Genomic DNA, 13516 nt, shown 5'->3' on the forward strand with positions numbered 1-13516 from the left:
CGGACGATGGCGCCCCACGGGTCGCAGCGGCCGGTGGGTCCCGGCGACCGGTCCGGCGTCTGGAGGCGACCGCGTGCTCGCCTTGCCCCTTCCACTCTTCGTCGCCGCCTCCTCGCACTGTGCGACAGCAGCCGGGGCAGTATGCGCCGCGCCGGGGCTGGGGACGCCATGTCTCGGTGCGCGGCCATCTGCGGCCTCGGCCCTCGGCCCGCATGGTGCCCGAGTCGTACGCGGGCCAACTGGCCGGTGAAGGTGCTACCGAAGTCGTCGTGTGGGTCGGCGCGTTGACCGTCTGCTGACCGGAATCGGCTGCGACGCGCGCGCCGGATCCCTCGCCCATTGGTACGCCGATGGAGAGACTCTCGACACCGGGCGTCTACCCATGGGTAACTCCCGCTGATTTGATGTGGGTTGCTCGATCCACCCCCCATCCGCAGAAGCAGGAGACCCCGTGCCGCTCACCGCGCTCCGTCGCACCTCCGGCGTGACTCTGTCCGCCGCGCTCGTCGCCGTCACGCTGGCCGCACATGCTCCTCAGGCATCGGCCGCCGGCACCCCGTCACTGAGGGTTCTCACCTACAACACGTTCCTGATCGGTACTATGGCCTAACTGTACTGACGAGGGGGCGGGATGAACCACGCTGAGGAACGTCCGTATGACGGGTGCGGGAAGTGCTTCGTAGCCGTACGTCGACTGTCACGGAAGTCCGATGCGACGTGGTCACCCGCACGTCAGCGGGACAATGTGCTGTCGGCCGTAGCCAGCGTAGGCGGGCACGTCATTGCGTGGGCGGACGACTGGGAGATCTCCGGAGCCACAAATCCCCTGGACCGCCCTCAGCTTGGTCCATGGCTGCGTAACGAGCGTGGTCCCTACGACGGTGTGGCCGGCGCAGCCGTTGACCGAATCGGGCGGAGCCTCGTCGACTGCCTGAACACCGGATTCAGGATGCGCGATGAAGGCAAGCTACTCGTCACGTACGGCCACGTCGGGCCGTGGGACCTGTCAGACCCCGTCGACGAAGACCGCTTCATCATGGAGGCGTGGGGCGCGCAGCGGGAACTACGCGCAACACAAGGGCGCAACCGGGACGAGACAACGAAGGCCCGGAACCAAGGGCGCAAGCGGGGAAAGCACGCGTACGGATACCGGTACGTGCGACTCCACCCGAAGGCGGGCATCGATCACGTGGCCCTGGACCGGGGCGAAGAGATGCCGCCCGACGTACGCGAGAGAGAGAACGCGTGCGAGATTATCCGCGACGTCGCGCGCCGCATCCTGTCGGACGAGACCGGCGAAACCACGGAGTACAGCGAGGCAGCCAGGCTCACGCGGACGGGTGTCTACTCCCCTGCGGATCACGAGCGGGTCATGAGCGGCAGGGAGCCGCGGGGCGGTCCGTGGGACGGTGCTGCACTGAAGAAGATGCTCGTGTCGGAGGCGGCTCTCGGCTATCTCATGCACCTGGAACGCCCCGTCATCGACGACAAGGGCCTTCCCGTCCGTGTGGCTCCCGGCTTGTGGGGCCGTGCAACCCGTGACGCCCTCGTGGCGAAGCTGGGGCCGAAGGTGCCACGGCAGAAGCGAGCACAGTCCGGCACTCACTTGCTCTCGTCCGTCGCCCTGTGCGGGATCTGCGGATTCCGTCTGTACCGAAGTGGCCTCCCCGTCGCCATGACGTGCAAGTCGCGGGCCAAGGGGCTGTCCAACTGCCAGCCCTCACCGACCATCCAAGTTTCGATCTTGGAGGAGAGCGTCACGGGTTGGTTCCTGGAGACGTTCGGGGATCACGCATTCATGGAAACGGTCTACGACCCGGGCAACGGGGTGGAAGAGGCACTGGACGAGGTACTCACCGCGCGAAACCGACTCCGCGACGACCGTGCGGCAGGGCTGTACGAGGACGAGGACGACGCCGCGTGGTACCGCACTCGGTACAGCGAACTGACGGCGGAAATCAAGCGGTTGCGTGCCGTGCCGATCCGCCCGGCAGGCATGGTTACGCGCCCGACCGGTAAGACGGTGGCGTCGGAGTGGGACGCCGCGCCCGACGATGGCGCCCGGCGTCAACTGCTGAGCGAATTCGGGATCACTGTGAAGGTACGGCCGGAGGGGCACTCGCCTCGTTGGCAACCTCTCGTGAACGGTGAGGATCCCGACGCAGGGGCGGACAAGGCGTTCCGCATCATGGCGTCGCGGTCCGTCGCGTCGGCTTCGTAGCCTCACCAACGCAGGAGAGCCCCCGTCGACAACGGCGGGGGCTCTGTTGTGCGCTTGCTACTCGGAGGGCTTGCTCCACGGGCCGGCCGGCGGGCGCTCCGGAAGCTTCGCGCCTGGCCGTCGCAGGTACCACCTGACGAACTCCCGCAGGACGCGCCCGCGGGGACTACGTCCTTCAGGATGCATGGACTTCGTGGCTGCTAGGAACGGCTCCCACTCGTCGTCAGGCATGCGGAAGCGACGAGGGGTGTCGTACTCGCTGTCAGGCTGCTCGGTCATGGGACCACCGTAGCTAACTCGTGGCTACAAGGCGACGTGGGCGAAGGTTCCGGCTCGTAGCTACAAGATTCCTTCACAAGTGGCTTGCCTTGTGGCTACAAGTGGGTCTAGTTTCGTAGCCACAAGGAACGACACGACAAAGGGCCCGCTGAGTCTTGGCGGACGACGGGCCCTTTGACTCCACGAAGGAGCCTCACCATGCTCGCACAGCTCACGGTCCTCGGGTCTGAGATCCTCCCCGGCGACGTCCTGGCGCTCAAGCCGAACCGCCCCGTGGAGGAGATCGGATCCGTCCAGGGCCTCTCGATCTCCCTCCACCTGGAGGACGCTGGCATCTACATCGTGTGGGCCGCACGCCGCTACCTCGTCACCCGCAAGACCCTCGACGAGACCCCCACGTCGACGGCGCTCGTCGTCGGCCCGATCGACACCGCCGACGCCCGCGACTTCCTCCGTGGCCACGCGATCGACGTCGCGGAACAGACGGGCACTGTCGCGACCTATGCCCTTCACGCGGACTACACCGTGACCGACTTCGACGCGGTGTACGTCCTCGGACGCGCGGCGGAGCTGCGGGACTGCGCGACCCTCGTCCTCGTCGCGGAGGCGCTGGCGGCCGGCATGCCCGTGCACGAGGCGTCGAACCCGCAGGCGGCTGGCTACTGCGTCTGCGGGCTGGCGCAGAGCGTGCACGTCCTGCGGGACCGGCATGGCGTGATCCAGTGCCACGAGTGCCAGGGGCTAACGATGGGCTGCGCGCACTGCGGCGAGTACGGCGACGCGGAGGAGTTGACCCTCGTCGAAGAGGGCGCCACGTTCTCCCCCGTACACGCCGCGTGCCTGGCGGAGGCTCGTCGGGTGCGACCGGGAGCGGCGTACGTGACCGCCTGACGTAACCCGCTGTGACGGAATGCCTCGCCCTCTTCGGAGGAGCGGGGCATCCGCGCGTCCGGGGCGGCTACTCGTCGACGTCCCCCGACGCCTCCCCGGGGGCTGCTGGACAAACTTTTGTCCAATCCGAAGATGGACTTGCAGCGTGACCCACTCCTGAGATTGGGGTCCTAGTTTGGCCTGTGTCTACTGTGTCCCAGTTTGCGCCCTGGATTCGCGGTCAGTCTGGCCAAAAAGACAAACTAACCCCCTACTTTCATTCTCTCTAAGACGCGTTAAGGAGAAAGGAAAAGTAGGGGTTAGTTTGGCTTTTTGTCCTCAGTCTGTCCGCGCCCCGTCGGAGGCCGCTCGTCGACGAGGAGGAGCGGGGGTGGGCGGGTCGACGGAGGCTGCCAGAAACCGGTAACGATTCCATCTCGGAGCGTCACATTTGGCGATTCCCGCCCCATAACGTAGGTAGAGGGATGGCGATGACAGGCACTCTCAATATCCCGATTTGATAACGAGATTGCGGGATAATGCCCGGTTTGGACCTTTATGGGTGTGATGTCGTGACACATCGCCGACATAACTAAGACAGAGGGGAAAACGCGCGGCCGGCGAGTGGCACGGCTCCGAACCCTCGAAAGCTGCGGAAGTGTGGTCACCTTCGGCCGGACACCACGCTTCCGCATTGACTGCGCCCCCTGCTCCTCCTCTCGTGCGGGTGCGGGCGCATCGGTCCCAGCGGTAGAGCCATCGACGTGGAGCGAACTCTCCTCCGCCTCCACGTCGACGTGCTCCCGCTGGGACCGTCAGACCTCTTCAAGGCGCTGCCTCACGGTGGCGCCTTTTTCATTTGCCCGAAGTAGCGAGAACGCTCGAAAGCGAGACGAACAGGAGATCCCCATGTCCGACGTGCCCACCTCGTCGACGCCGTGCCGTACCTGCGGCATCAACTGGCCCCGCACACCGGTCTACTACCACCTTGACCCCCTGTGCATCGGGGGCCTGAAGAAGCAGTGCCGGGAGTGTGCCAACGCGGAGGCGCGTCGACGTTACGCAGCCAACCCGACGCCAGCCCGTGAGCGCGTGCGTGCGCGCCGAGAAGAGCTTGCGGCCTACTGGACCGCCCAGTGGGCGGACGAGGCCCGCTACGAGGCCGCCTAGCGCCTTCTAGACCTACTACAGCCCCTGCCGACCGGTGGGGGCTGCGCTGTATCCGAGAGGGAACCTAATGAACGCTCAGCTCGAAGCCGCCCACGCGGCTGTACCCGCCATCGCGGACTACCACCGACGCAAGGCCCGCGTCGACGAACTCCTTCGCTCTCTCCCCGCAGTTGAGACCCCGGAGGCGGAGGCGGCGCGGGTGGCTGACGAGGTAGCGGAGGAGTACCTCACCTCCGGCACCTGGCCGGCCGACGTGGAGCAGCGCGCGCAGGAGGCGTACACCCGCGCGGTTGGTGCCCACGCCGTGCGGTCCCGGTTTCTCGCGCTGCATCGCGACTACACCGGCGCAGCAACCCTTGTGTCGCTTCGTCAGGCGTACCGGGCGGAGATCCTGGAGGCGCTAGGCGTACAGCTTGCGGACCTCCTTCAGGAGGCGAAGCAGCACGTTCCCGCGCTGGGATCAGTACGCGACGCCGACGCGGCGCTTGCGGCAGGGGGCGCAGCCGCGGAGGCATACACGAAGCTGAAGCCGCTCGTGTCGGTGCTCTCCGGCATTCGCGAGGCTCAGTGGAGCGCCCTCTCACAGGGTGAACTAACGGGCCCCGGGAGCCTGTACTCCCGCGCCAAGGCAAGCGGACATGGTGACGTCCAGGGCGTGAATGACGAGACGCCTGCACGTCAGGTCGACGTCATGCGGGCGCGGGCTTACGACCTGGACCACCTCGTCTTCCTCGTGCAGATCGGCACGGCGTACATCCCTGAGTCCGTGGACGAGGTGATCGCGGCGCAGGACGCGTTCGAGACGCGTCATTCCGTGCCCGACGACCTCCCGCGCGTCGTCGACATCAGCCCGACCGTGACGCCGAACCGTGCGCCGTCGCCGCCGAACCGTGGCGCAGAGACCCGCGGAGAGCGCGAAGCAGTCGCACGCTCCCGCCAGAACCGCTAATCCCGAGAGGACCGACTAACCATGACCGAACAGCAGACCCCAGAGCAGCCCCCGGAGCCCCTGACGGGCCCCGTACTCGAACTCGCGAAGGTGCGCGCCGGCGTTGCGGCGGGGCTCACCATCGAGCAGTCCGCGCGGCTCCAGGGCGTCGACGAGGCAGCGATCACCGCTGACGCCGTTGCCTTCGCCGCGGAGCTGTCCGCAGCGAACCCCGCTCCGCAGGGCCCCCGCGCGGGCGGCGACCGTGGGGGCGACGTCGGAAGCGGCGCCGGAACCGTGAGCGCCGGAGTCGCGGCGTACCGCGCTAAGCACGGCCTGGATGAGAACGGCCAGCGCCCGGAGCGCAAGCCCGTGCCGACCGACAGCCGCCGCAACCCGTTTGCTGAGCCCGCCTACCGCATGGGCTAGACCGTCGCGCGGAACACGAGCATCCACGAAACGTTCGTACCGGCCGCGCTCTGGCCAGTGAAGGTGTCCGGCTCCATCCGGTCCAGACGCCAGCCAACGGCCTCCACGGCTTCGATGGCGTCGGCCACTGACGACATGTCGTTGTCCGACGTCTGCGGGACCTGGAGGCGGTAGGCAAACACCTTGCCGCCCGCCTTCAGCCTCGCTTGCGCGGCAGTGTCGATGCGCGCGGCCGTGATCCTGCCTCGTATCCCCATATACGGCAGCCTAGTTGAGAAGGAGGGGGAGCCATGGTTCAGCCTGGACCCCGTCAGAAACCATGGACGCCGCACTCCCGTGCCAACCGTGGCGGGCCACGAGGCGGCGCCACAGGCCCCGTTGTGCTGCCGCTCGCGGGGTGCAGCGATCCGATCCCGGACCTGCCCGCGGGACGGGCCTGGACGGAGCCTGAGCGCACGATGTGGGCGGAGTTGTGGGAGAGCCCACAGGCGACGCAGTACGACGACTCGTACGTCCCCATCGTCGCTCTGTACGTGCGCGTTGTGTGCGACGCGATCACGGGACGCGTGACAGCGGGCCTTGCGCAGGAGGCGCGTCACCTGGCTGATCACCTTGGCCTCAGCCCTGCCGGCCTGAAGACACTGGGCTGGCAGATGGAACAGGTGGACGCACGCACAGGTGAAGTGCACGACGCACCCGTTGCACACATCGACGCACGTCGCCCACGGCTGACAGCGTGAGTGCCCGACGCGATGCGCTCCTTGCGCGCAGGGAGCAGCGTGGCGGAGGCAGCAGCGCGCCGACATGCCCGCCTGAGCTACGCAGGTGCCTCGTGTGGGACTGGCTGGAGACCACAGAGAGCGCCGACGTGGAAGCGCACGGGATGAACGCACTCGCCGTTCCACGAGCGTGGCGACGATGGCGGGATGCGCGCGAGGCGTACGCCAATGAGCGCGGGCTGACTGTGCTTCAGGCGTGCGGACCGACGAGCCGGCCGACGCTGGGCTGGCGCTCGCACCCCACCCCCGTCACCCCCTCCGGAGGGTCTCAAGACCGAAGAGGTGCTGGTAGGCGCTGTCTGACAACCGGTTAGGGGTCGACCTACAGGCACCGCCGGAGACCGTTTCAGGGCCCTTCTGACGTCCTCCGGGGTGGCTAGGCGCGATGGATCCCATTCGGGAAGCGATCAAGCGGGAGGCGCGAAGTTCGCTGGCAGCGATTAGTCAAGAGATTGTAAAATACGCAGGTCAGGGTAGGTATTACCGTAACGCGCCCGTGCTAGGATGGAGCCATGGAGAAGGAGAACGTGACTTGCGCATGGTGCCCGGAGCCGCTGAAGGCGAGCCGCTCCCACCGTGCGCGTTTCTGTTCCACCCGCTGCCGCATGGCGTCACATCGCGCGGCGAAGAACAACCCGCTCCCCGTGGAGCTGACGACCTGCGACAGGTGGGTTCGCCGCTCCTCCACGAAGGTCCCGATCACGGTTGCCGGCATGGCGGCCTCGTCGACGGACCCGCGGACGTGGAGCAGCTACAAGGAAGCGTCCAAGTCCCGCGCCGGCGTCGGTCTGGGATTCGTCCTGAACGGCGACGGCATTGCCTGCCTGGACCTGGACCACGCATTCGCCCCTGACGGCTCACTGAAGCCGTGGGCCGCGGACATCGTCCGTAAGGCGGGCGCGACGTACACGGAGGTATCACCATCCGGCGACGGCCTCCACATCTTCGGATACGCCGATGTCCGCCACGGACGGCGGATCCGGAGGAGTGACGGCTACGCCGTAGAGATCTACGGAACCGGGCGGTATCTCGCCATGACGGGTGATCGCTTCCGCGACGCTCCGTCGACACTCACAGACCTTTCCGCGCTCGTCGACGAACTGACGTAGCGCGTAGTCCATTCCGCAGGGCCCTCGTCGTTGACGGGGGCCTTTTGCATGCCCTGGAGGAGCCCTTATGCGATCTGAACCCACCTACATGACGTGCCGTCGCAACGGCTGCACCCTGCCGCGCGCCCGGAGGAGCCTCACCGACGGGCGTAGCCGGCTGGGCTCTCACTGTTCTCACGCATGCGTCGTCTGGGACGGACGCGCGAAGCGCGCATTGCGTGACGGCGACGGCGACGAGGCGAACGAACTGCTGAAGCTCGCGGCCAAGTTGGACGCCCGCACCCATCCCGGGCAGACCGTTCCCGGAATCCTCACCGACACCCGCGGAAAGGCCGCCTAACGGCCCGCGGAGGAGCGGGACCAACGACACCCCATAGACCACCTGAGAGGCCCGTAGCGGACGCGCTGCGGGCCTCTCGCATGCCCTGGAGGAACCTTGCAAACCACCACTGACGACATCTGTGCGCGCGACGGATGCCGCTTCCACGTCGAACACGTGCTTATCGACAACCGGCTGTACCCCACCACCATGTGCGGCGACGCATGCCGCGACTTCGCGTGGGCCCTGGAGGCCCTGAGAGCCGCTCCCGACTCCCCGGAGAAGGCGGAGGCGCTGGCGGACATGAGCATGTACGCACGGATCCTGAGCGAGCGCACAGAGCCCATGGACATCGGCGCACTGTTCGGCGGCGACGATGGCTGACCTGGATATCGTCGGCAGCGTAGCCGTCGACGTCGTACCGATCATTCCGCAGTTCCACGCCAAGCTGAAGGGCCTCGTCCTTCCCGTCGCGGACCGCGTAGGCCGCGAAGCCGGCGAGCGGATGGGTCAGGCGATCTCCAACAACATCGTCGTCGCCATCCCCAACGCGATCAACCAGGGTGGCCAGGCCGCCCGCGTCGCAGCGGGCCGCCAGGGCGATAATGCCGGAGGCGCGTTCGCGACGTCGCTGAAGCGCAAGCTCGAAGTGGCCTTCCGTGCAATGCCGAAGCTCCAAGTGGGCTTGGCAGACACGGGAGTTGACGCCGAACTTGCCCGACTCCGATCGAAGTTGGAGCAGCTCTCCAACAAGCGGATCGGCATCGACGTCGACGCCATGGCCGCCCGTGCCGAAGTGGAGCGGATCGAGAAGGAACTTCAGCGCCTCGGAGCGAGTCACCCGAACGTAGCCGTCAGAGCGGACACCGCTACGGCGCGCGCAGCGCTGGCAGCCATCCGCGAAGAGATCGACTCCGTGGACCGCAAGGAGGCGAACGTCCGTGTCGACGTCGACACGGGACGCGCACAGGCAGCCTTGATGGGGCTCGGTATCCAGATGGCTGCCACAGCCGCCATCCCTCTTGGACCGATCATCGCGGCGGGTCTCGGAGCCGTGGTCTCGATGGCTGCCGCAGCCGGCGCCGGAGTCGGCGCGCTGGCACTCGTCGCCATCCCTGCCGTCAAGGGGATCACGTCGGCCCTTCAGCTGAAGTCTGCGGCGGAGGCGGAGGCGGCTAGCACCACCGACCGCAGCACCGCTTCGACGTCGCAGGCTGCCGCGAAGGCGCTGCAGCTTGCGGGCGCGCAGGCGTCGCTAGCCAGCGCGCACCGGAACGCCGCGCAGGCTGTAGCAGCCGCCGGCCGACAGGTGGAGCAGGCAGAGCGCGCCGTAGCCGACGCAGCCCAGCGCGCGGCAGAGCAGCGTCAGGCAGCCGCGGACGGTGTGAAGCGCGCGGAGCAGCAGCTCACCGACGCCAAGCGGACGGCACGGCAAGCAGAGCAGCAGCTCACACAGGCCCGTGCCGATGCCGCACAACAGCTGCGGGAGCTGTCGGACCGACTGATCGATGGGCATCTGAGTCAGCAGGAGGCCGCCCTCCGCGTCAAGCAAGCGGAGCAGGATCTCCAGGCGACGTTGGCGGACACCACGGCCACGGACCTCCAGAAGGAGGCCGCACAGCTGGCGTACGAGCGAGCCGTTCAGAACTCCAAGGAGCAGCAGAAGAGCTTTGCTGACCTCCAGAAGAGCGCGGCCAAGCAGCGTGCGGCCGGCGTGGAGGGCTCCGACGCCGTACGGGCCGCCACGGAGCGCGTGAGCCAAGCCCAGCGAGGCGTAGCCGATCAGACGGACGCACTCCGCAAGGCGCAAGCGGCGGCAGCGAAGGCGGCCGTCGACGGAGCGCGCGCGGTTGCCGACGCTCAGGAGCGTGTATCCGACGCCACCCGCAACGCTGCGAACGCACAGGCGTCAGCAGCGGAGTCGATCGCGTCCGCGGAGCGCGGTCTCCAGTCTGCGCGCCTCTCGTCGACGAAGGCGACCGGCGCCGCCACCACGAAGCAGGATGAGTACCGCGCAGCGCTGGAGAAGATGACTCCCGCGTCCAGGCAGCTCTTCGACGCCATCGCCGGCCCGTCCGGACTCACGAAAGCGTTCAAGGCGTGGTCGACGTCGCTACAGCCGGCCGTCCTCCCGCTGTTCACACGCGGAGTCGACGGGGCGAAGAACTCGTTGCCTGGCCTGACGCCGCTCGTACTGGCCGCAGCATCTGCGGTGGGGATCCTCCAGGACAAGGCGAGTGGCGAACTCAAGTCACCGTTCTGGCAGGGCTTCAAGCAGGACATCGCGGAGAACGCGAAGCCGGCCATCGTCGGTCTCGGTACGGCGTTCGGGAACATCCTTAAGGGGATGGCGGGAATTATCGACGCCTTCCTCCCGCACATGGCCGGTATCTCGAAGACAATGGGCCGCATCACTGAGCGGTTCGCGAACTGGGCGACGGGGCTTAAGGGTTCTCCAGAATTCGAGCGATTCCTCCAGTACGTGAGGGACAACGCGCCCCCGATGGCAGAGTTCATCGGCAAGGTGTTGACGTCGATGCTCGACTTCAGTAAGGCCGTTGCCCCGTTGTCGACGGCGTTGTTCGCCGTTGTCGGCCCGTTGTTCGACGCAATCTCTTGGCTGTCGACGAACATGCCTGGACTCGTCCAGACGTTGTGGGCGTTGTACGCGGTAAACAAGCTCATCACGGTGGGCATGACCGCGTTCGGCATCGCGATGGGTCTGTACAACACCGTTGTGGCACTGGCGGCGTTGGAAACATTCACGTGGGCTGCCGCACTTCAGGCCACGGGAATCGTTCCGCTCATCACGGCTATTGTTGTGGTCGTTGCCGCACTCGTCGCCGGGGTAATTTGGGCGTACAAGAATGTCGGGTGGTTCCATGACGCTGTGGACGCAGCATGGACGGGCATCAAGGCCACCACAACGTTCCTGTGGGACAACGTCCTGAAGCCAGTGTTCTCCGCCATCTGGACGGCGATGAAGGCCATCGGCACCATCGCCATGTGGCTCTGGGACAACGCACTGAAGCCGGCCTTCAAGTTCATCGGCGAAGCCGCTCAGTTCCTCTTCACGCTCGTGGTGACGCTCTTCCTCCTGCCTGCCTACCTGGCGTTCAAGGCGCTGGGGAAGATCGGAATGTGGCTGTGGGACAAGGCGATCGGCCCTGCGTTCCGCGCGATCGGCGAGGCGGCAAAGTGGCTGTGGGACAAGGCACTGAAACCCATCTTCGGGTGGATCGGTGACAAGGCCAAGTGGGTTTGGGAAAAGGGCATCAAGCCAGCCTTCGGCGAAGCCCGGAAGGAATTCGACGCACTCGGGAAGGTCGCCAAGTGGCTGTGGGACAAGGCCATCAAGCCAGTCTTCGGATGGATCGGTGACAAGGCCAAGTGGCTCTGGGACAAGGCGATCAAGCCTCCGTTCGAGAAGATCAAGGAGGGCGTTGACCTCGTTGCAGCCGCGTTTAAGCTGTCCAAGGACAACATCAAAAAGCACTGGGATCAACTCCAGGACATCGCCAAGAAGCCAGTCCGTTTCATCATCGATCACGTCTACAACGGCGGAATCGTTCCGTTGTGGAACCGAGTTGCTGACGTCACTGGCGCCGACAAAATCAAGAAGATGGACCTGAAGGGGTTCGCAACCGGTGGCATCATGCCGGGCTACTCGCCCGGGATAGACAACCACGTGATTGCGGTCTCCGGCGGTGAAGCCATCATGCGACCGGAAGTCACCCGGGCCGTTGGGGCGTCGCGTATCCACGAGCTGAACGCAGCTGCCCGCTCAGGCGGTATCAGCGGTGTTCAGCGTGCGATTGCCAACGGGATGCCAGCGTTCAAGGACGGTGGCATCTTTGGCAGCATCTGGGGCGGGCTGAAGTCCGCGGGTGGGGCCGTCGTCGACGGCGCGAAGAGCACCGCTGACTTCCTCACCAACCCGGACAAGCTGTTCAACGCTGCGACGAGTTGGGCGAAGGAGCAGATGCGGGGCTTCGCGTCCTCCAAGTGGGGTCAGCTGACGACAGAGATCCCTGTCGCGCTGCTGAAGAGCCTGAAAAACTCGATCTTCGGCGACGGAAGCGGCACGGTCGCAACGGGTGGCGTGGGACGAGCCCTGATGTGGGCACGCTCGAAGGCTGGCATGCCCTATCAGTGGGGCGGTGCTGGCTCGCCCTCATTCGACTGCTCCGGGTTCATGAGCAGCATTCAGAAGGTGATCCTTGGCCAGGTGCCGAAGGGTCGCCTGTGGTCGACGTTCTCCTTCCAAGGGGACAACGCCCCCGCGGGATGGGTGCGCAACCTGAATTCGCCGTTCCGGATCGGTGTGACAAATGCGGGCGTGGGCCACACGGCTGGCACCCTGGCCGGCGTCAACGTCGAGTCCAGGGGTGGCGCCGGCGTGGTTGTCGGCAAGGGCGCGCGAGGCTGGAACGACCCACTATTCACGTCGCACTACGGCTTCGCCCCCGCCATCGGCAACCCCAAGCTCTACGACAGTGGCGGCTACCTCCCGCCGGGGCTGAACCTCGTCGCCAACGGCACGGGTAAGCCTGAACCGGTCTTCACGTCCGGCCAGTGGGCTGACGTCCGCGCAGCGAGCAACGGCGGTACGTCGGTGCCGAATATCCAGGTGATCTCGAAGACCTACCTGGACGGCCGCGAAGTGAGCGGCGTGATTGATCACCGCATCGAGCTGCGCGACGCAGCCACCGGACGCGCGATCGAGACCGGCCGCTACGTATGACCTGACGCACACACAGACGCACCCAGAGGCCGCCCTCCCGCCATGGGAGATCGGCCTCCACGCATCACCCCACCTGGCCCTCCACGTAGCCGACATGGCGCCGTGGAGGGCCTCCCCATGACTTGAGAGGACAACACCATGGACTACACCGACGCCGCGAAGAACCAGCCCGTTCAGTGCCCGCAGTGCGGTGCCGACGTCGCGCAGACCCCGGGCCGCGGGAAGATCAAGCGCTTCTGCAACCCATCCCACGGGCGCTCGTGGCGGACTCGGATGCGGTCGGCCGGCTGGCTCTGACGTCAGAGCGGCTCGATGCGCCCTTGACCCGCTCCTCCATTCGCGCCATCGTCGTAGAACATTGCGCAACGGCTGCGACCATGGAGGAGCCATGACGCTACGGTTCATCGCAAAGGACCCCAACACCAACGGGGAAAACTGCCCGACGGTGTGGATCGACGAGGAGAAGCAGGAGTTCGTAATCCAGGGATGGAACCCGGACGAGGACACCCGCACGGAGTGCCTGACCACCGGCCCCATCCCCGACACTGAGGGCGTCGTCCGGCTGCCCGTCCGAATGGCTGGCGTACTGAGGGAGGCGTGCGACGTTGCCGAAGGTACCAACCTTCGCTGAGTTGCTGGCTGACTGCCGGCGCTCCGCCGTTCACCTG

14 protein-coding genes and 1 pseudogene are annotated in these 13516 nt (G+C 66.4%); 13 read left to right on the top strand and 2 right to left on the bottom strand.

Annotated elements, in window-relative coordinates; all coding sequences use genetic code 11:
• Positions 1-451: 451 nt before the first annotated feature.
• Both OHB49_RS08110 and OHB49_RS08115 read left to right on the top strand, forming a co-directional pair.
• Positions 452-592 (top strand): annotated as a pseudogene (locus tag OHB49_RS08110) (sphingomyelin phosphodiesterase); the annotation flags it as partial.
• A 39-nt stretch (positions 593-631) separates the two neighbouring features.
• Positions 632-2221 (top strand): recombinase family protein, encoded by a 1590-nt coding sequence (locus OHB49_RS08115; RefSeq protein ID WP_329159081.1) that lies wholly within the window; start codon positions 632-634, stop codon positions 2219-2221.
• A gap of 57 nt (positions 2222-2278) precedes the next feature.
• Here OHB49_RS08115 and OHB49_RS08120 read toward each other — a convergent pair whose 3' ends face one another.
• A complete protein-coding gene (locus OHB49_RS08120; RefSeq protein ID WP_329159082.1) occupies positions 2279-2500 on the bottom strand; it encodes a hypothetical protein in 222 nt (73 codons plus the stop codon).
• A 198-nt stretch (positions 2501-2698) separates the two neighbouring features.
• On the opposite strand from OHB49_RS08120, the gene OHB49_RS08125 reads away from it, so the two are divergent.
• The 4 genes from OHB49_RS08125 to OHB49_RS08140 all read left to right on the top strand — a co-directional run bounded on the left by OHB49_RS08125 (position 2699) and on the right by OHB49_RS08140 (position 5897).
• Positions 2699-3391, top strand: coding sequence for a hypothetical protein (locus OHB49_RS08125; protein ID WP_329159083.1), 693 nt, complete (start codon positions 2699-2701; stop codon positions 3389-3391).
• Between the two features lie 888 nt (positions 3392-4279).
• Positions 4280-4540: a hypothetical protein gene (locus OHB49_RS08130; RefSeq protein WP_329159085.1), complete on the top strand. Its 261-nt coding sequence runs from the start codon at positions 4280-4282 to the stop codon at positions 4538-4540.
• A 67-nt stretch (positions 4541-4607) separates the two neighbouring features.
• Positions 4608-5489, top strand: a complete 882-nt coding sequence (locus tag OHB49_RS08135) for a hypothetical protein (RefSeq protein WP_329159087.1) — start codon at positions 4608-4610, stop codon at positions 5487-5489.
• 21 nt (positions 5490-5510) lie between these two features.
• Complete coding sequence (locus OHB49_RS08140) at positions 5511-5897, top strand: hypothetical protein (RefSeq protein ID WP_329159088.1); 387 nt, start codon at positions 5511-5513, stop codon at positions 5895-5897.
• Here the strand turns inward: OHB49_RS08140 and OHB49_RS08145 are convergent.
• Positions 5894-6154 (bottom strand): hypothetical protein, encoded by a 261-nt coding sequence (locus tag OHB49_RS08145; RefSeq protein WP_329159089.1) that lies wholly within the window; start codon positions 6152-6154, stop codon positions 5894-5896. The genes OHB49_RS08140 and OHB49_RS08145 overlap by 4 nt on opposite strands.
• Positions 6155-6187: 33 nt before the next feature.
• Here OHB49_RS08145 and OHB49_RS08150 point away from each other — a divergent pair, with 33 nt between their 5' ends.
• From OHB49_RS08150 to OHB49_RS08180, 7 genes are all read left to right on the top strand, one after another.
• On the top strand, positions 6188-6637 hold the full coding sequence (locus OHB49_RS08150; RefSeq protein WP_329159091.1) for a phage terminase small subunit: 450 nt from the start codon (positions 6188-6190) through the stop codon (positions 6635-6637).
• Between the two features lie 644 nt (positions 6638-7281).
• Positions 7282-7785 carry a DNA primase gene (locus OHB49_RS08155; RefSeq protein ID WP_329159092.1) on the top strand — a complete coding sequence of 168 codons (504 nt, stop codon included), beginning with the start codon at positions 7282-7284 and terminating at the stop codon, positions 7783-7785.
• 67 nt (positions 7786-7852) lie between these two features.
• The gene (locus OHB49_RS08160; RefSeq protein WP_329159094.1) at positions 7853-8125 is read left to right on the top strand and encodes a hypothetical protein; all 273 of its coding nucleotides are present in this window, start codon (positions 7853-7855) and stop codon (positions 8123-8125) included.
• A 96-nt stretch (positions 8126-8221) separates the two neighbouring features.
• A complete protein-coding gene (locus OHB49_RS08165; RefSeq protein ID WP_329159095.1) occupies positions 8222-8488 on the top strand; it encodes a hypothetical protein in 267 nt (88 codons plus the stop codon).
• Entirely contained in the window at positions 8481-12848 is a 4368-nt protein-coding gene (locus tag OHB49_RS08170) for a hypothetical protein (protein ID WP_329159096.1), read from the top strand. The genes OHB49_RS08165 and OHB49_RS08170 overlap by 8 nt, the downstream gene beginning before the upstream one ends.
• Positions 12849-12986: 138 nt before the next feature.
• Positions 12987-13145 (top strand): hypothetical protein, encoded by a 159-nt coding sequence (locus OHB49_RS08175; protein WP_329159097.1) that lies wholly within the window; start codon positions 12987-12989, stop codon positions 13143-13145.
• Between the two features lie 91 nt (positions 13146-13236).
• The gene (locus tag OHB49_RS08180; protein WP_329159098.1) at positions 13237-13479 is read left to right on the top strand and encodes a hypothetical protein; all 243 of its coding nucleotides are present in this window, start codon (positions 13237-13239) and stop codon (positions 13477-13479) included.
• Positions 13480-13516 lie beyond the last annotated feature (37 nt).

The sequence above is a fragment of the Streptomyces sp. NBC_01717 genome, from assembly GCF_036248255.1.
Classification (GTDB): domain Bacteria; phylum Actinomycetota; class Actinomycetes; order Streptomycetales; family Streptomycetaceae; genus Streptomyces.

Bases quoted from the DNA above. Each gene is read 5' to 3' on its own strand.
- OHB49_RS08155 (WP_329159092.1), top strand. From the start codon at position 7,282: ATGGCGTCACATCGCGCGGCGAAGAACAACCCGCTCCCCGTGGAGCTG.
- OHB49_RS08135 (WP_329159087.1), top strand. From the start codon at position 4,608: ATGAACGCTCAGCTCGAAGCCGCCCACGCGGCTGTACCCGCCATCGCG.
- OHB49_RS08145 (WP_329159089.1), bottom strand. From the start codon at position 6,154: ATGGGGATACGAGGCAGGATCACGGCCGCGCGCATCGACACTGCCGCG.
- OHB49_RS08140 (WP_329159088.1), top strand. From the start codon at position 5,511: ATGACCGAACAGCAGACCCCAGAGCAGCCCCCGGAGCCCCTGACGGGC.
- OHB49_RS08120 (WP_329159082.1), bottom strand. From the start codon at position 2,500: ATGACCGAGCAGCCTGACAGCGAGTACGACACCCCTCGTCGCTTCCGC.
- OHB49_RS08175 (WP_329159097.1), top strand. From the start codon at position 12,987: ATGGACTACACCGACGCCGCGAAGAACCAGCCCGTTCAGTGCCCGCAG.
- OHB49_RS08125 (WP_329159083.1), top strand. From the start codon at position 2,699: ATGCTCGCACAGCTCACGGTCCTCGGGTCTGAGATCCTCCCCGGCGAC.
- OHB49_RS08115 (WP_329159081.1), top strand. From the start codon at position 632: ATGAACCACGCTGAGGAACGTCCGTATGACGGGTGCGGGAAGTGCTTC.
- OHB49_RS08160 (WP_329159094.1), top strand. From the start codon at position 7,853: ATGCGATCTGAACCCACCTACATGACGTGCCGTCGCAACGGCTGCACC.
- OHB49_RS08150 (WP_329159091.1), top strand. From the start codon at position 6,188: ATGGTTCAGCCTGGACCCCGTCAGAAACCATGGACGCCGCACTCCCGT.
- OHB49_RS08130 (WP_329159085.1), top strand. From the start codon at position 4,280: ATGTCCGACGTGCCCACCTCGTCGACGCCGTGCCGTACCTGCGGCATC.
- OHB49_RS08180 (WP_329159098.1), top strand. From the start codon at position 13,237: ATGACGCTACGGTTCATCGCAAAGGACCCCAACACCAACGGGGAAAAC.
- OHB49_RS08170 (WP_329159096.1), top strand. From the start codon at position 8,481: ATGGCTGACCTGGATATCGTCGGCAGCGTAGCCGTCGACGTCGTACCG.